At 65.4% G+C, this 16,148-nt stretch carries 15 protein-coding genes; 10 read left to right on the forward strand and 5 right to left on the reverse strand.

Going from position 1 to position 16,148, the window contains the following annotated elements; translation table 11 throughout:
• The first annotated feature begins 104 nt into the window (after positions 1-104).
• On the forward strand, positions 105-569 hold the full coding sequence (locus tag HWX39_RS17560; RefSeq protein WP_175969253.1) for a GNAT family N-acetyltransferase: 465 nt from the start codon (positions 105-107) through the stop codon (positions 567-569).
• 254 nt (positions 570-823) lie between these two features.
• Here HWX39_RS17560 and HWX39_RS17565 read toward each other — a convergent pair whose 3' ends face one another.
• The 3 genes from HWX39_RS17565 to HWX39_RS17575 are packed head-to-tail and all read right to left on the reverse strand — an operon-like array spanning position 824 to position 2,563.
• Entirely contained in the window at positions 824-1,669 is an 846-nt protein-coding gene (locus HWX39_RS17565) for an MBL fold metallo-hydrolase (protein WP_175969254.1), read from the reverse strand.
• Between the two features lie 18 nt (positions 1,670-1,687).
• Complete coding sequence (locus HWX39_RS17570; protein ID WP_175969255.1) at positions 1,688-2,014, reverse strand: hypothetical protein; 327 nt, start codon at positions 2,012-2,014, stop codon at positions 1,688-1,690.
• Positions 2,015-2,020: 6 nt separating this feature from the next.
• Positions 2,021-2,563: a sugar ABC transporter gene (locus HWX39_RS17575; protein WP_175969256.1), complete on the reverse strand. Its 543-nt coding sequence runs from the start codon at positions 2,561-2,563 to the stop codon at positions 2,021-2,023.
• Positions 2,564-2,729: 166 nt separating this feature from the next.
• On the opposite strand from HWX39_RS17575, the gene HWX39_RS17580 reads away from it, so the two are divergent.
• The 5 genes from HWX39_RS17580 (at position 2,730) to pntB (ending at position 8,700) form a co-directional block, all read left to right on the forward strand.
• Positions 2,730-3,635, forward strand: coding sequence for a LysR substrate-binding domain-containing protein (locus HWX39_RS17580; RefSeq protein ID WP_175969257.1), 906 nt, complete (start codon positions 2,730-2,732; stop codon positions 3,633-3,635).
• A 108-nt stretch (positions 3,636-3,743) separates the two neighbouring features.
• Complete coding sequence (locus tag HWX39_RS17585; RefSeq protein WP_175969258.1) at positions 3,744-4,547, forward strand: lipid II flippase Amj family protein; 804 nt, start codon at positions 3,744-3,746, stop codon at positions 4,545-4,547.
• 41 nt (positions 4,548-4,588) lie between these two features.
• Positions 4,589-5,101 (forward strand): AAA family ATPase, encoded by a 513-nt coding sequence (locus HWX39_RS17590; protein WP_175969259.1) that lies wholly within the window; start codon positions 4,589-4,591, stop codon positions 5,099-5,101.
• 580 nt (positions 5,102-5,681) lie between these two features.
• Complete coding sequence (locus HWX39_RS17595) at positions 5,682-7,274, forward strand: Re/Si-specific NAD(P)(+) transhydrogenase subunit alpha (RefSeq protein ID WP_175969260.1); 1,593 nt, start codon at positions 5,682-5,684, stop codon at positions 7,272-7,274.
• 13 nt (positions 7,275-7,287) lie between these two features.
• Positions 7,288-8,700, forward strand: coding sequence for a Re/Si-specific NAD(P)(+) transhydrogenase subunit beta (pntB, locus tag HWX39_RS17600; RefSeq protein WP_175969261.1), 1,413 nt, complete (start codon positions 7,288-7,290; stop codon positions 8,698-8,700).
• A 438-nt stretch (positions 8,701-9,138) separates the two neighbouring features.
• Here the strand turns inward: pntB and HWX39_RS17605 are convergent, their stop codons facing one another.
• Positions 9,139-9,762: an ABC transporter ATP-binding protein gene (locus HWX39_RS17605; protein WP_175969262.1), complete on the reverse strand. Its 624-nt coding sequence runs from the start codon at positions 9,760-9,762 to the stop codon at positions 9,139-9,141.
• A 207-nt stretch (positions 9,763-9,969) separates the two neighbouring features.
• Between HWX39_RS17605 and HWX39_RS17610 the strand changes: the two genes are divergently transcribed.
• From HWX39_RS17610 to HWX39_RS17625, 4 genes are all read left to right on the forward strand, one after another.
• A complete protein-coding gene (locus HWX39_RS17610) occupies positions 9,970-10,506 on the forward strand; it encodes a hypothetical protein (RefSeq protein ID WP_244135039.1) in 537 nt (178 codons plus the stop codon).
• A 79-nt stretch (positions 10,507-10,585) separates the two neighbouring features.
• Positions 10,586-11,035 (forward strand): GNAT family N-acetyltransferase, encoded by a 450-nt coding sequence (locus tag HWX39_RS17615; RefSeq protein WP_175969263.1) that lies wholly within the window; start codon positions 10,586-10,588, stop codon positions 11,033-11,035.
• A 137-nt stretch (positions 11,036-11,172) separates the two neighbouring features.
• On the forward strand, positions 11,173-12,585 hold the full coding sequence (locus tag HWX39_RS17620; RefSeq protein WP_175969264.1) for an HD domain-containing phosphohydrolase: 1,413 nt from the start codon (positions 11,173-11,175) through the stop codon (positions 12,583-12,585).
• 80 nt (positions 12,586-12,665) lie between these two features.
• Positions 12,666-14,480, forward strand: a complete 1,815-nt coding sequence (locus tag HWX39_RS17625) for a histidine kinase (RefSeq protein ID WP_175969265.1) — start codon at positions 12,666-12,668, stop codon at positions 14,478-14,480.
• Here the strand turns inward: HWX39_RS17625 and HWX39_RS17630 are convergent.
• Positions 14,443-16,146 carry a cobalamin biosynthesis protein CobT gene (locus HWX39_RS17630; protein WP_175969266.1) on the reverse strand — a complete coding sequence of 568 codons (1,704 nt, stop codon included), beginning with the start codon at positions 16,144-16,146 and terminating at the stop codon, positions 14,443-14,445. The genes HWX39_RS17625 and HWX39_RS17630 overlap by 38 nt on opposite strands.
• Positions 16,147-16,148 lie beyond the last annotated feature (2 nt).

The raw sequence follows: 16,148 nt of genomic DNA on the forward strand, positions 1-16,148 counted from the left end.
AAATTACCCTTACTGGTTGCGCCCGGCAACTGCTATTTTTGCCAGTAGGGTTGCCGAAAGAGAACCTGAAGAAAATCAGCGTGACGAAAGGGGCGGATAATTAAATGATTTCACAAGATGTGCGCTTTACCATCTGCGCCGTTCGTGCGGAAGAAACTTATCCCCTGAGGGCCGCCATCTTGATGGCCGGAGATGAGGAGGGGAGCGCCCTACACGGAGACCTCGCCCCAACGACAAAGCACTTTGCCGTTCGTAATGACGGCGGCATTGTTGCGGTGGCGTCAGTATGTAAGGAAGGACAATCCGGCATTTTGAACTCTGAAGCCTGGCGCCTTCGCGGCATGGCCGTCCATCCATCGGTACGCGGTCTGGGATTCGGACGCCTTCTGGTCAATCTGGCCATTCGCCATGTCCGCGAACAGCATGGATTGCTGCTCTGGTGTACGGCGCGCGAATCGGCATACCCATTTTACGAAATGCTCGGCTTTAATCGCGATCCGGTACCGGTTTCAATGCCTGGTCGCGACGACATGAAATTTTATCTAATGCAGTTCCAGGTCGAGTGCTGATTTTCGTCTGCTCCTGACGTCGACAACCTGACGCTGTCTGACTGGTCTGTTTCAGCTTGCAGTGTGATTCAGGCCAAGTGGCTCAATGAGCATCCGCGAAAGACACTAAACATCGATACACCAGCTGAGCGATTTCATCAATTCGTTGCATCGACGGGTCGAATCCGCACTCAAAAAACGTCACTCGATTTGAACGGGCGACCGACGGTTATTGGCGTTGGACGGTGGCGTCGCACGTCTGGATACGTGTGGCTTCATGCTTCATGCTCGTAAATCAACTCGTATCCGCGACTCGTGCGCTTGATCCGCGCGAACCCGAGTTCCCCCAGATGCATGCCGGCGATCACGAGCCCGTCCGAGCTGACCTGATCGAGAAGCCGTAATCGTGTGCCTGCTGCCAGCGATGCATCGTGATCGAAGGCAATCGATACGTCCGGCCGCCGGATCTGGATATGCGGAAAATGAACCACATCGCCCCACACCAGAAGCCCTTGATCGCGGGATTCAAGAACATATCCGGTGTGTCCATCGGTGTGTCCCGGCAGCGGCAGCGCACCGATGCCGGGGAGCACGTGTCCGTCTTCGAACGTGCGAAGCCTGTCGTCATAGGCATCGAACACCTGACGCGCCTTCGCAAAGTTGCCGCGAGCCCGCTCGCTGGCGCGACCGAGGTTTCCATCGTCCTGCCAGAACCTGACCTCGCGCTGATGCACAACCAGCTCCGCGTTCGGAAACGCGACCTGGCCCGCGCCGTTCACCAGCCCCCCGACATGATCGGGATGGGCGTGGGTAAGCAGGATGGTGTCGATCGCAGCGGGTTCGATACCGGCAAGCGCCAGGTTCGTCCGGAGTCGGCCGCCCCATTGCTTGAACCCGCCCGCCCCGCCATCGATGAGCACGGTGCGGCCCGCTCCGCGTACGACATAGCAATTGATATGCACCGCCGCCGGCTCCCTCTGTCCCGCGTCCCGCTGCATGCTCGACGCCTCGTCCGAATCGATATTCGACAGAAAGTCGAGACTGGCCGTGAGATATCCATCGCTGATGGCGGTAATCGTGAAATCCCCGACTTGCTGGCTCGGAAAGGTAAGGGTGGACATTGTGTTGCTCCGAATCGGCTAATTGCGGGCGTGAATGTTCGACGCGGTGTAACCAAAACACCGAATGCGCGCCGTGAGGCCGGTGCGGCGAGCGATCGCCTGATCCAGCGCTTCCATGAACCGTTCCATGACCGCTGGTGTGCGAGATGTCCCGACGCGATACCGGATGTCTGCGAAGACGGGGTGTCCATGCCCGTGGCGAACCGCCAGAAAAATGACATGGACGTTCTTGAGTTCCGCCTCGAGCACATGCGTACAGAGCTCGACGCAGTCGCGCGACAGCTCGGCAAGATTTTCATCAGCCGGCATCCGCTTCGCATCGATCGAGAAAGTGACGTTCGGCATCGTGGTCTACTCGTGCGCGGTCGAAAGGGAGCGTGTGCTCGTCAACTGCTCCGTCATCGGCGCGTAAAGGTGAACGCCTTCGGGGCGCGGCTCGACGAGCAGTGCACTATGCGGCGGCACGACGGCGAGCCAACGTCGCTCGGGAAACTTCTCCAGCGCAACGGCCTGCATGGCCAGCGGTTCGAGGCCCGACCGAATCAACGGAGCGGGGCCGTCGGCACTCAGTGCGAGGTGTTCCCCTTCCTTTACCGCCGGCGCGAAGCCGATATCCCCATAGAGATTCCGATGCCAGTCGGTGATGTGGTGTTGCCACTTCGCGAAATTGCCGCCGCCTTTCCGCCGATATTCGTCGCCGGTCAGGACATCGAGGCCGTCGATCGTGTGGATCGCCAGATAGACAGGGCAACCGCCCGTGATCGCCTGGAACCGCTGCGACGTGTGAAACCCCGTCACCGAGATCAGGGCGGGCAGCTTTTCATGCGTGTAGAAGTCGTTCCATTCGGCTTCGCTGGCGCGGTCGGCGAAGCTGCATTCCACGGTGTAGATCATGGGATTGTCCTTTGGGCAGGATGCACATCGATCTGAGCACGTCGGATGTTCAGTGCGGTAACGTAATGCTAAGCTCGCAATTCCGCACCATAAAACGAAATAAAGTCAGCCTTCAGTGATATTTGCTCAAGCTGATGGCGAACGCACCCTGACCGACACGACGCCCATGTCCCGCAAGATTCCAAGCAATTCCGCGCTCCAGGCGTTTGAAGCCGCGGCCCGACACGGCAGCTTTGCCCGAGCCGCCGAGGAACTGGCGCGGACCGAGGGCGCCGTCAGCCGTCAGATCGGCCGGCTGGAGGCGTTCCTGGGCGTGACCCTGTTCGAGCGGATCGGCAATCGGGTACGGCTTGCGCCGAACGGCGCGCGCTATGCGGTGCAGGTTCGCGAGATTCTGGATCGGCTCGAACGGGACAGCCTGTACCTGATGGGGCAGCCGATCGAAGGCGCGAGTATCGATATCGCCGCCATTCCAACCTTTGCCACCCGCTGGCTGATCCCCCGGCTGAAACACTTTCAGGACCGGCATCCGAACATCACCGTGCATATTGCCGAGCGGATGGAACCGTTCCTGCTGGCCGGGAGCGGTTTCGACGCGGCGCTTCATTTCGAGCATCCGGCATGGGCGGGGATGCATCTGCATCCGCTGCTGGAGGAAGTGCTGGTGCCCGTCTGCAGTCCGGCGCTACTCGCCGGCGCCGGGGCGAGCCCGTCGCTGGATGCATTGCCACGTCTTCACCGGCGGCAAAACCCGGACGCGTGGCAGGCCTATGCACAAGAGTCCGGCATCGTGCTGACCAATTCCGCGGTCGGCGCGCGTTACGACCTTCATTCGATGTTGATCGAAGCGGCGCTGGCCGGCCTGGGTGTCGCGCTGGTGCCGCGCCTTTACATCGACGCGGAGCTGGAGCAGGGCCGTTTGGTCGCACCGTGGCCGGTGGGCACGGCGGTGACGAAAAACTTCTGCCTCGTGCTGCCCGAGCCGATCGAACTGGCCGACGGGCCGTTGCAGGCGTTCGCGACCTGGATCCTGAATGAAGCGCGGGCATCGGCGCCACACGGTCGCGACTGACGCTCGTCGCCAAACCGTTACCGCTGCAAGCGGCCTCGTCAGGCTGATGCGCCGGGCGCGGCTTGCGCTCGGGTACACTCGTGATCCCGTCACGCACGCGGCACCAGCATGGACAGTCAGCTTTGGATCATCTGCGGGCTTACCTTCGTCATCCATGTGATCGCGACACTGGCGTATGCGGTGCGCATTGCCGGCGTTCGCACGCGTCGCATTGCGTTGTCGTTTTCGTTGTTCGGGATCATCGCGCTGGTGTCGCGAACGGCCAATTCCTTTCAGGGGCCGTTCATCGCGAAACGGGTTGAAATGGACATCGCGCACCGGATGGGGAGCGGGTTGCTGGCCGACTTCCGGTGGTTCCTGCTCGCCGCCACCGCGGCGACCATCGCCGGGTCGTTCCTGATCCCGACGTTCCAGCGTTATTTCAGTCGCGCTGTCGAACACTTCCAGGTGAACCGCTCGATTCCCCGCCTGCTGCTGCACGCGTGCAGTCGTGCGGGTATCAACTATCTCCGCGTCGGCGCACGACTGCCGTCCAGCCAGAACGTCACGCAGCTGACCGCGAACGTCGGCGTGTCGTGGGGCGTCATTGCGCTGAACGTGGCCGCGATGGCGATCTGGACGGTCGGCGTGTTCGCGTCGCTGTATGCGGGCTATCTGAAGCCCGAACTGCGAGTGACCTGCGCGAACCTGTCGTCCGTCATCAACGGATTCGCGACCGTCGTGCTGGCGGTCGTCATCGACCCGCAGGTTTCCGTCATGACCGACGACGTCATCGAAGGGCGGATATCGGAGAACAACTTTCGGCGCGCCATCACGACACTCGCGCTCGCGCGCGTGCTCGGCACGGTGTGCGCGCAGGCGGTGCTCGTGCCGGCCGCGCTCGTCATCGTGCGCGTCGCCGAGCTGATCTAGCGCGGCAACCGGGCAACCGGCAATCTCACCGGACCATCGCCATGAAACCCGTCGCTGTCGTATTGCACGGCCCGACCAGTGCAGGGAAGAGCAGTCTGGCGCGGGCACTCCAGCAAAGTTCGGTCGTGCCGACGTTTCACGTGTCGCTCGACGCGTTCGTCGAAATGTCGCGCCGGCGTGACATGCGATCCGACGAAGAACGGAATCAGGCGCTGAGACTTCACCTGCTCAACCTGCAGTCGACGCTCGCGCGGATCGCCGCGAGCCATTTCGAGATCGTGCTGGACCTCGTGCTTCGGGATCTGTCCGCGCTCGACGCGTGCATCGCCGCGCTGTCGCCGCGACCGACCTTCGTGATCGGCGTGACGTGCCCGCTGGATATCCTCGAGCAGCGCGAACGCGCGAGACCGGATCGAGCCGAAGGCATGGCTCGTTCGCAGTTCGGGCATCCGGCGTATTCACGTCCCTACTCGCTGCGCATCGACACATCGACCTGCACGCCGGAGGAAGGCGCGCGCCGCATACGTGCGCACGTCGACGCGCAGCGCGAATGATCGTCACCGGATGGCGTCCGGACAGCCAGTCGACCTTCTCCTTTAAACTCGCCGGCAATGAAGCGCGTCGGCCACACGGATTATGTCGTTGGCGCGCGACAAATGGCATTGTGCCGACACGCGGGGGATTCTCGATGAAACCGATTCCGGTGTTTTTATGCCGATCGCCATTCATTCACGCGTCAAACGGATTGCCGTGTTGACGGTGCGGCCAGGGCGGCTCTGGCGGGTGAACGGGCGTTGCCGCCCCTTCGTGTCCAGGCAGGGGATTCATGGATTGAATGCGCATCGATTCAAAATATAAATTTCGGAAAGACCCTGGCACGGGATATGCTCGGCGGGCCTTATCCGGTCGGAACACATGCCGGATATTCGTCAGCGTAATCAGGCAAGCGCATGACCCGGTTTGCTCCGACAAGACGATCGATTAGAGGGTCGATTAGAGGATCGAACGTTTGTGAAATCCGCGCGGGAGTGCCAAGCTGCGCGCGGAGCAAAGTCGTACGCGGATTGATTGAGTTGGGTGACTTGAAACGCAGGCCGTAATTCCTTGCGACGGCCACTACTGACAGTTCAGGATATGACACTACTGATTGGGGTCCCTCTGGAGACGGCCCACGAGGAGCGGCGCGTAGCGACCGTTCCCGACGTGGTCGAGAAGCTGATCAAGCTCGGGTTCTCGGTGGCCGTGCAAAGCGGCGCCGGCATCGGCGCGAACTTCAGCGATGACGACTACCGCACGGCCGGGGCCGAAGTGGTGGCGACGGCTGCCGATCTGTGGGGCCGCAGCGATATCGTCCTCAAGGTGCGCCCGCCGAGCAGCGAAGAAGTCGCGCTGATGCGCGAGGGCGGCGCGCTGATCGGCTTCGTCTGGCCGGCCCAGAACCCTGAACTGATGCAGCAGCTGGCCGCGAAGCGGGCCACGGTGCTGGCGATCGATTCGCTGCCGCGCACGCTGTCGCGCGCGCAGAAGATGGATGCACTGACGTCGATGGCCGGCGTGAGCGGTTACCGCGCCGTCATCGAGGCGGCCCACGCGTTCGGCCGTTACTTCAACGGGCAGATCACGGCCGCGGGCAAGGTGCCGCCGGCCAAGGTGTTCATCGCCGGCGCGGGCGTCGCCGGCCTCGCGGCGATCGGCACGGCCGCGGGCCTCGGCGCGATCGTGCGCGCCAACGACACGCGTGCGGAAGTGGCCGACCAGGTCAAGTCGCTGGGCGGTGAATTCGTCAAGGTCGACTACGAGGAAGAGGGCTCGGGCGGCGGCGGCTACGCGAAGGTGATGAGCGAAGGCTTCCAGCAGGCGCAGCGCGCGATGTACGCGCAGCAGGCCAAGGACGCGGACATCATCATCACCACCGCGCTGATTCCGGGCAAGCCGGCGCCGAAGCTGATTACGGCCGAGATGGTGCAATCGATGAAGCCGGGCAGCGTGATCGTCGACATGGCAGGCGAGCAAGGCGGCAACTGCGAGCTGACGGTGCCGGGCGAGGCGGTGGTGCGTCATGGCGTGACCATCATCGGCTACACGGATCTCGCGTCGCGCCTGGCACGGCAGTCGTCGACACTCTATGCGACCAACCTGCTGCGCGTGGTCGAAGAGCTGTGCAAGGCCAAGGACGGCACGATCAACGTCGACTTCGCCGACGACGCGATCCGCGGCCTCACGGTCATCAAGGAAGGTAACGTCACCTGGCCGCCGCCGCCGATCCAGCAGCCGGCCGCCGCGCCGAAACCCGCCGCGCCGCCGGTCGCGGCAACCGCGTCCAAGGGGCACGGTCACGGCAGCGGCGCGCCGATGTCGGCGAAATCGCTCGCCATCGTGTTCGCCGTCGGCGCACTGGCGTTCCTGCTGGTCGGCCAGTTCGCGCCGGCCACGTTCCTGTCGCACTTCACGGTCTTCGTGCTGGCCTGCTTCGTCGGCTACATGGTGATCTGGAACGTCACGCCGTCGCTGCATACGCCGCTGATGAGCGTCACCAACGCGATCTCGTCGATCATCGCGATCGGCGCGCTGGTGCAGGTCGCGCCGCCGTTGGGCGACGCGGCGGCGGAGGGCCGTCCGTCAGGACTGATCCTGGGCCTGGCGGTGGGCGCGCTGACGCTCACGGCCGTCAACATGTTCGGCGGTTTCGCGGTGACGCGACGCATGCTGGCGATGTTCCGCAAGTAAGGAGACGACAACCATGACTTCCAATCTGACTACCGTCTCCTATATCGGCGCGGCCATTCTGTTCATCCTCAGTCTGGGCGGGCTGGCCAATCCCGAGACCGCACGGCGCGGCAACCTGCTCGGCATGATCGGCATGCTGATCGCCGTGATCGCCACGGTACTCGGCCCGCGCGTCTCGGCCGGGGGCATTCCGTACATCGTGGCTGCACTGGCAGTCGGCGGCGCGGTCGGCCTCTACGCCGCGAAGAAGGTGCAGATGACGCAGATGCCCGAGCTGGTTGCGCTGATGCACAGCCTGGTCGGTCTGGCGGCGTGCCTGGTGGGCTTCGCGAGCTACATCGATACGTCGGTGCAGTTCACCGGTGCCGAGCACGCGATCCACGAAGTGGAAATCTACGTCGGCATCCTGATCGGCGCGGTGACCTTCGCGGGCTCGGTCATCGCGTTCGGCAAGCTCTCCGGCAAGATCGGCGGCAAGCCGCTGCTGCTGCCGGCGCGGCACTGGCTGAACCTGGCCGCGCTGGTGATCGTGATCGTGTTCGGCCGCGCCTTCCTGCATGCGGAGACGATCCAGGACGGCATGACGCCGCTTATCGTGATGACGGTGGTGTCGCTGCTGTTCGGCGTGCACATGGTGATGGCGATCGGCGGCGCGGACATGCCCGTCGTGGTGTCGATGCTCAACAGCTATTCGGGCTGGGCGGCGGCAGCCACCGGCTTCATGCTCGGCAACGACCTGTTGATCGTGATCGGCGCGCTGGTGGGCTCGTCGGGTGCGATCCTGTCGTACATCATGTGCCGCGCGATGAACCGCAACTTCATCAGCGTGATTGCGGGCGGCTTCGGCACCGGCAGCGGTGCGCCCGCGGCGGCGGGCGGCAGTGCGCAGCCGGCCGGCGAAGTGGTGGCGGTGAGCGCGCTGGAGACGGCCGAGCTGCTGCGCGATGCGAAGAGCGTGATCATCGTGCCCGGGTACGGGATGGCCGTGGCGCAAGCCCAGCACACCGTGCATGAACTCACGAAGGTGCTGCGCGAGAAGGGCGTCGACGTGCGTTTCGCGATCCATCCGGTGGCCGGGCGCATGCCGGGTCACATGAACGTGCTGCTCGCCGAGGCGAAGGTGCCTTACGACATCGTGATGGAGATGGACGAGATCAACGGCGATTTCCCCGAAGCCGACGTGTCGATGGTGATCGGCGCGAACGACATCGTGAACCCGGCGGCGCAGGACGATCCGGCGAGCCCGATCGCCGGCATGCCGGTGCTCGAGGTGTGGAAGGCCAAGACCTCGATCGTGATGAAGCGAAGCATGGCGTCCGGCTATGCGGGCGTCGACAATCCGCTGTTCTACAAGGACAACAACCGGATGCTGTTCGGCGATGCGAAGAAGATGCTGGACGAGGTGTTCGGGGCGTTGAAGGCCTGACGGGGAGCAGGGCCGGGTGCGTGCGCGGGTCGAACGACGTCGGCGGATAGTCGGCTGATCGAGGCCCGGCACGCCGGGCATGCGCATTGGGGAAGGCACGGCAGTGCGAAGCGGGGTGGTACGTTTCGCACTGCCTGCCGGTAAAAGACAGCGATCGATCGTCGGCGTGTAGATCGACGATCAACGGGCATGATGCCGTTGGCACGGAGGGGCGCCGCATCGTGGGCGCGACGATCGCCGGTGCTTCGCCGGTTGCCGGAATGGTTCGGGTCGGCCGCTGTCCTTTCCGCCCCAAGGCGCGCACGAACATTTGACGAACACCGAGGTCTCGCCTGCCGGCGATACCGTACTTGCCGCGAACGATACCGGCGCCTTTCCTCCCGATGTCACGCAGCCGCGCCTTGTCCATCCCCGCGACCGCGCCGGCGACGAACCCGTCTATCCAGCGAATCCAAGCGCAGCGAAATCAGTGATCCTTGCGTCGCAGGCGTGCGCCAGTGCCGGATCGTGACTCGAAAAGAAGACCGTACGGTCTGCCGCCAACGTCCTGAACAGATCGATCAGAACCGCACGCGACGCCGCGTCGAGCCCGCTGTCCGGTTCGTCGGCGATCACGACGGCGGGCGCGCCCAGCGTCGTCGCCGTCAGGAACAGTTTCTTGCGCGTGCCGAACGACATCTGCTCGAAGCGCTTCTCCAGATGCGGCGCAAGCCCGAACCGATCCGCCAGCTCGAGCGTGCGGGTGTCGACGACGGTCTTCCTGGCGGCCGCGACGAGACCGAGAAACTCGCGACCGGTCTGGGACGGATACGCCAGGCAATCGTCGGGCACATACGCCAGCGCGGATTTCGCATCGTGCGGCGCGGTGAGCAGCGAATGGCCGCCGATCCACACCTCGCCTTCGTCCGCGTCGATCGCGCCGGCGAGAATGGCGAGCAACGTCGATTTGCCGCTGCCGGTTTCGTCGCACAGCGCCACGCATCCGGCACCGGATGCGTGGCTGAGTCCTTTGAAGATGACGCGCTTGTCGTAGCGCTTGCCGAGATTGTCGAAGCGGAGCATGGATCGGTAGTCAAACGAAAATTTGCCGGGCGAGCGTGACCTGGACCACGGTCAGCAGGGGGCGCGGCGGCACGGATTGTCGGGACGCTTAGCGTTGCGGCGGATAGTGTAATGCGAGGCGCGGTGCGTCCGGGCATACGAAGGTGAACCGCAAAGTCGCGGCGCGCGCGTCATACGGCTCGGGTATGCTGGATGAATGCCGTCCGGATGACCGACCCGGGCAGCAAAACCGCACACAATCACCGCGATTGCATCGCAATCACCGGCCACACCGGGCCGATTTCAACTCCGGAGCAGGGACTCGACATGGCAGAACTGGACAACGCACTGTACGAACGGATCGGCGCGCTGAGCGACGCGGGCGATGCATTGATGGAAGACGGCGACTACGCAGGCGCGCTGGCGAAATTCTGGGCGGGATTCGACCTGCTTCCCGAACCCAAGACCCAATGGGAAGCCGGAACCTGGTTGATGGCCGCGATCGGCGACGCGAATTTTCTTCAAGCGGACTACGCGGCCGGACGCGACACGCTCGCCCAGTCGATGCATTTCCCCAACGCGATCGGCAACCCGTTCCTGCACCTGAGGCTCGGTCAGTGCCAGTTCGAACTGGGCGATCTCGACCGCGCGGCCGACGAGCTGATGCGCGCCTACATGGGCGGCGGGCCGGAACTGTTCGAGGACGAGGACGGCAAGTACCTGCGATTCCTGGCGACGCGGGCGGAAGGCATCGAGACGCCCTGACGCGCCGTTCGTGCCGGCGGCCTGCGTCGCGAGAACGCTGCGACGCCGGGCCTTTTCTCCGCGTGAGCGCGACTTGCCCATGAACCTGACCTTTCCCGTTACCACCCGATCCGACGCCGAAGCGCTGGTCGCGATCCGCATCGCCGCGATGCGCGACAGCCTCGAACGCATCGGCCGCTTCGATCCCCGGCGTGCGCGCGAACGCTTTCTCGCGTCGTTCGACCCGGCGCTGTGCCGCTTCATCGAAGCCGACGGGGTGAACGCAGGCTTTTTCGTGGTTCGGCGGCAGGAAGACCACTGGCTGCTCGATCATCTGTACATCGTGCCCGAGCATCAGGGAAAGGGCATCGGCGCGGCCGTGCTGCGCAGGATCTTTGCCGAAGCGGACGAGATGCGCGTGCCCGTACGCGTCGGTGCGTTGCGCGGCAGCGATTCGAACCGCTTCTATGCGCGGCACGGCTTCGTGCAGGCGGACGAAGCGAAGTGGGACATCTTCTACGTGCGCGAACCGGGTTCGACGGCGGGGTAGATCGCATGCGGTAGCGCGCCGCGGTAACGCATCCGCGGCGTGTTCCGGACGAGCGCATCAGCGTTTTCCCGGATATGGAATGCGCGGTGTATGCCGATGATGCAGAGAGAATATAAATACACGATCCGAGGCCTATCATGACGACATCTGCAACAAACGGACCGAATGCGGTATCGCCTGAAACGAGCGGGGCGCCGGCGACATCCGACGATGCGGGTGGCGTACCGTCGATCCTGCTGGTCGACGACGAGCCGAGCATGCTGTCGGCGCTCAGGCGCGTGTTTCGGCCTGCCGGCTACGAGATCCTGACCGCGCAAAGCGGCGAGGCGGCCCTCGAGATACTGGCATCGACCGAAGTCGACCTGATCGTGTCCGACATGCGGATGCCGGGCATGAGCGGCGCGGAGTTCCTGGCGCGGGCCCGGGCGCTCTACCCGGACACGATGCGCATCCTGCTGACCGGCTATGCGGAGATCGCGTCGGTCGTGCAGGCCGTCAACGACGGCGGCGTCTATCGCTACCTGAACAAGCCGTGGGACGATCACGACCTGCTGCTGACTCTCGAACAGGCGCTGGAGCAGCGGCGCTTGCGGCGTGAAGCGGCCCGGCTCGCCGCGCTGACGGAAGCGCAGAACGAAGCGCTGCGCCGGTTCAACACGGAACTCGAAACGCAGGTTCGTGCGCGCACCGAAGAGCTCGGCCAGACCGTGATGTTCCTCGAAGCCGCACAACGTGACCTGAAAAGCAGTTTCACCGCGATGGTCCAGGTCTGCGCGAGCATGATCGAGATGCGCTGCGGGTCCGCCAGCGGCCACGCGATGCGGGTCGGCGAGATTGCGCGGCGGCTCGCGCTGGCCGCCGGGATGAGCGAGCTGCATGCACAGGACGTCTATTTCGCGGGGCTGCTGCACGGCATCGGCAAATTGTCGCTGCCGGACGAATTGCTGCACAAGCCGCTCGCGAAGATGACGGCGGAAGAACACGGCCTGTTCCTGCAGCATCCGCTGCGCGCGCAGATGGTGCTGACGCCGGTCGCGCAACTGCACAAGGTCGCGTCGATCGTGCTGCACCAGTACGAACGCTTCAACGGGCGCGGCACGCCGGACGGGCTGGCAGGCGACGCGATCCCGCTCGGCTCGCGGATCGTGGCGATCGCGCGCGATTTCGAAGGGCTGAGGAATGGCGACATCGGCACGCCGCATTCGGTCGAACAGGCGATCGACGCGTTGCGCTCGCAGGCCGGCGTGCGTTACGACTCGCAGATCGTCGATAGTCTGGTCGAACTGATGCGGGACCCGGCAGGCCTCGGCATCGCGGCGTCCGTCGCGGAGATCAAGTCCGCGCAGCTGCGCGAAGGGATGCAGCTCGCCGACGATCTGCGCACGCATCGCGGCGTGCTGCTGATGACCAAGGGCAGCGTGATGTCGGCGCACCAGATCGAACTCGTGCGCCGCTTCGAGACGCGCGAGGGGACGTCGTTCGACATCCTCGTGCTGGCCGGCCAGGCGGCCGCGAAGCCCGCGCTGAACGCGGGTGCGGCACCGGCCTGAGCCCGGCCGCGCGGGCCGATGGCCGCGGTGCGCGACCGGGCGCCGCGGCAACGCACTCACCTCGATTCGGGCGCTCGATCATGTACGGCACCTACAATCTCCCGCTGGTCCTGCTGTCGCTCGCGATCGCGACGCTGGCCTCCTATACGACACTCGACCTGGCCGCCTTCATCTCGCTGCTCGACAACCCGAAGCTCAAGCGGGCGTGGCTGGGCGGCGGCGCGGTGGCGATGGGTGCCGGCATCTGGTCGATGCACTTCGTCGGCATGCTCGCGTTCTCGCTGCCGATTCCGCTCGGCTACGCGTTGCCGGATACGGGGGCCTCGCTGGCGATTGCGGTGCTCGTGTCGTACTTCGCACTGACTGTCGTCACGCGCGCGCGGCTGGGCTGGCGGCGGCTGCTCGCGGGCGGCGCGCTGATGGGCGGCGGGATCGCCGGCATGCATTACGCGGGGATGGCCGCGATGCGCATGGAGCCCGGCATTCGCTACGACGCCGTGCTGTTCGCCGCCTCGATCGGCATTGCGGTGATCGCGTCGACCGCCGCAATGTGGATCGCGCAGGCGCTGCGCGTTCAGCACGCGCGCCATGCGACCGCGCAGCGGGTCGGCGCCGCCTTCGTCATGGGGATTGCCATCACCGGCATGCACTACACGGCGATGGCGGCCGCCCATTTCGCGCCGGACGCACGGTGCGGAGCCGCGAACGGGGTCGACACGCCGTGGCTCGCGACGACCGTCGCGCTGTTTACGATGGGCACACTGGTCGTCACGCTGTTGCTGAGCCGATTCGATGCGCGCACAACCTTCCTGCGCGGCATGACCGATACGCTCGAGCGGCTCGTGCGGCTGCGAACCGCGGAACTCGAACGCGCGTTGCACCGCTACGAACAGACGACGACGGTACTGCAGCACACGCGCGAGATCATGGCGACCGAGATCGACGAGCGCAAGGTCGCGCAGGCACGGCTCGAACAGGAGAAGGATGAGCAGCGGCGTTTGCTGCATGAACTCGAGGACACCCACGAGCAACTGCTGCAGTCGGAAAAGCTCGCGTCGATCGGTCAGCTCGCGGCCGGTGTCGCGCACGAGATCAACAATCCGATCGGCTTCGTCAGTGCGAACCTCAATACGTTGAAGACGTGGGTGCACGGTCTGCTCGACGTGATCGCCGCGCATGAAGCCGCGCTGCCGCAGCTCGACCCGGCCGCGCGCGACGCGCTGGCGGCGATGGGCCGCGCGGCGGACCTGGACTACGTGCGCGGCGAGATCGAGACCCTGATCGACGAATCGATCGACGGCGCGCTGCGCGTGCGGCGCATCGTGCAGGACCTGCGCGATTTCTCGCGTCCGGCCAGCGACGAGTGGAGCGTGGTCGATCTTCGCGCGGGCCTCGAAAGCACGCTCAACGTCGTCCACAACGAACTCAAGTACAAAGCCGACATCGTGCGCGATTACGGTGACGTGCCGCAGGTCGAATGCCTGCCGTCGCAGTTGAACCAGGTGTTCATGAACTTGCTGGTGAACGCGGCGCACGCGATTCCCGAGCGCGGCGTGATCACGATCCGCACGTCGAGCGACGGCGAGCAGGTGACGATCGCGATCAGCGACACCGGAACGGGCATGACGCCGGACGTCATCCGGCGCATCTTCGATCCGTTCTTCACGACGAAGCCGGTCGGGCAGGGCACGGGGCTCGGATTGTCGGTATCGCACGGCATCGTCGAGCGCCATCGCGGCACCATCGACGTGACGAGCGAGCCCGGCCGCGGCACGACGTTCTGCGTGCGAATACCGATCCGGCGCGCCGGCGGCAATGCGAGTGCGGGTTCGACTGCAACCGCGGCCGTGGCGGAGGCTAGCGCCGATCCAGCAGCGTATCGCCAAGCACGCTGAACGCCGCGCCCGGCAACGCGTGCAGATGCTCGACCACGCTGCTGACCGGATAGAACGCCTCGACCGAATCATCGAGTATCCCGACGCCGATCAGTTCGACGCGCCGCTCGCGCAGCGCGTCGATGCGCGCGCGCAGGTCGGAGCGCAGGATCGCCGGGTTGCCGTCGCCGGTTGCCGGATAGCCGTCCGACAGCACCATCAGGATCCGCCGCCGCGCGCGCTTCGCCAGCAGCCGATCGGCGGCCCAGCTCAACGCCTCGCCGTCGGGATTCTCGTGGCCGCATTCGATGCAGGCGAGGCCGCTCGGGTTGTCGGAATCGAACCGCTTGTAGACGCGCAGGTCGAGCCGTTCGACGAACCGGTTGTAGCCGAACGTGTCGCGGCCGGCGTCGATCCAGCGCTGGTAGTGCGCGCGCATCGCGGCATCCTCGACGGAGCTGTAGCCGAGCACTTCGCACGCGAAGCCGAGCTGCGTCAGCGCATCGCACAGCGCCGCCGCGCACAGCCCGGCTAGTTCGATCTTCCTGCCGGCCATCGACCCGCTGCAATCGATCAGCAGGCTGACGGCCGCGTCGCGCCCGGGCGTCGCACGCCGGACGCGGAACGGCGTGCGATAGCCGGGCGCGGTGACGAGGCGGGCGAGCGACATCCGGTCGAGCTCGCCGCGCTCCTGTTCGCGCTTCCAGCGCGTCTGCTCGTCCACTTTCAACGCACGTTCGAGTTGCCGCTTGAGCGGCTCGGTCTGTGCGCGGGCCGCACTTCGCAGGCGGTGCCAGCGCGCCGGCTCGCCCTTGCCGGTGAAGTCCGTCACCGTGTCGAACGCGGTGGTCAGCGGGACCGACAGCAGCGGCCGGTTGTCGGCGGACAGGGGAATCGTGCGGGGCGTTGCATCGCCCGGTGACGGCACCTCGGCTGACGATCCGGTGTCGGCGATCGCACCGGCGCTCGATTCGGCCGAAACCGGCGCGCGTGAGTCGTCCGGCGCGCCCTGTCCGTCCGATTCGAATTCCGCAGCGATGCTGTCGCTGTCGATCGTGCTGCCCGGATCGGTCGTGAACATCATGTTGTTCGCGCCGGCCGACGCCAGTGCGCGCACGCGTTCGACGATCCGGTGCGCCGCGCGGATGCTGTCGGCGGTCGATGTCGCCGCACGGGCTTCGTCGACGAGATCGTCCGAAGCCGCCATCGTCGCGTCGAGCGACGGCACGCGCTCGATGGGGGACGGCGGTTCGTCCCACAGCGCGCGCTCGATGCGCCACATCAGCCGGTCGCGCCACGCCATGCGCGGCCACCGATGGAGCGTGTCGGCGGCCGCCGCGACCCGCATCCGCCGCAGGAACGTCATCGCGCCGGGATAGATCGAAGCGAGGCGACCGGCCGCGCGCCGATCGTCGATCGCCTGCGCAACGGCCCGCACCGCGGGCGACGCCAGCGCGGCAACCTCATCGATCGCGCCGAAGCGGGCGCGCGCCGCGTGGAGGTCGACGAGACCGGTGATCGCGTCGTCGTCCACGTCGCCGGCGAGCAGCGTGTCGGGCAGCACCAGCAGGTCTTGCCGCGCAACCTGCCCGTCGCGCGCGAACCGTACCTCGATGCCGTGCCGTTGCGCGAGCGTGCGGGCCAGCCGGCTCAGGTGAAGCGAGCGCGCGTCGTCGTCCCGGGCCATCC

The sequence above is a fragment of the Burkholderia sp. BCC0322 genome (genome assembly GCF_902833045.1).
Classification (GTDB): domain Bacteria; phylum Pseudomonadota; class Gammaproteobacteria; order Burkholderiales; family Burkholderiaceae; genus Burkholderia.

Bases quoted from the DNA above. Each gene is read 5' to 3' on its own strand.
- HWX39_RS17560 (WP_175969253.1), top strand. From the start codon at position 105: ATGATTTCACAAGATGTGCGCTTTACCATCTGCGCCGTTCGTGCGGAA.
- HWX39_RS17590 (WP_175969259.1), top strand. From the start codon at position 4,589: ATGAAACCCGTCGCTGTCGTATTGCACGGCCCGACCAGTGCAGGGAAG.
- HWX39_RS17625 (WP_175969265.1), top strand. From the start codon at position 12,666: ATGTACGGCACCTACAATCTCCCGCTGGTCCTGCTGTCGCTCGCGATC.
- HWX39_RS17605 (WP_175969262.1), bottom strand. From the start codon at position 9,762: ATGCTCCGCTTCGACAATCTCGGCAAGCGCTACGACAAGCGCGTCATC.
- HWX39_RS17615 (WP_175969263.1), top strand. From the start codon at position 10,586: ATGAACCTGACCTTTCCCGTTACCACCCGATCCGACGCCGAAGCGCTG.
- HWX39_RS17565 (WP_175969254.1), bottom strand. From the start codon at position 1,669: ATGTCCACCCTTACCTTTCCGAGCCAGCAAGTCGGGGATTTCACGATT.
- HWX39_RS17575 (WP_175969256.1), bottom strand. From the start codon at position 2,563: ATGATCTACACCGTGGAATGCAGCTTCGCCGACCGCGCCAGCGAAGCC.
- HWX39_RS17585 (WP_175969258.1), top strand. From the start codon at position 3,744: ATGGACAGTCAGCTTTGGATCATCTGCGGGCTTACCTTCGTCATCCAT.
- HWX39_RS17570 (WP_175969255.1), bottom strand. From the start codon at position 2,014: ATGCCGAACGTCACTTTCTCGATCGATGCGAAGCGGATGCCGGCTGAT.
- HWX39_RS17595 (WP_175969260.1), top strand. From the start codon at position 5,682: ATGACACTACTGATTGGGGTCCCTCTGGAGACGGCCCACGAGGAGCGG.
- HWX39_RS17580 (WP_175969257.1), top strand. From the start codon at position 2,730: ATGTCCCGCAAGATTCCAAGCAATTCCGCGCTCCAGGCGTTTGAAGCC.
- HWX39_RS17610 (WP_244135039.1), top strand. From the start codon at position 9,970: ATGACCGACCCGGGCAGCAAAACCGCACACAATCACCGCGATTGCATC.
- HWX39_RS17620 (WP_175969264.1), top strand. From the start codon at position 11,173: ATGACGACATCTGCAACAAACGGACCGAATGCGGTATCGCCTGAAACG.
- pntB (WP_175969261.1), top strand. From the start codon at position 7,288: ATGACTTCCAATCTGACTACCGTCTCCTATATCGGCGCGGCCATTCTG.
- HWX39_RS17630 (WP_175969266.1), bottom strand. From the start codon at position 16,146: ATGGCCCGGGACGACGACGCGCGCTCGCTTCACCTGAGCCGGCTGGCC.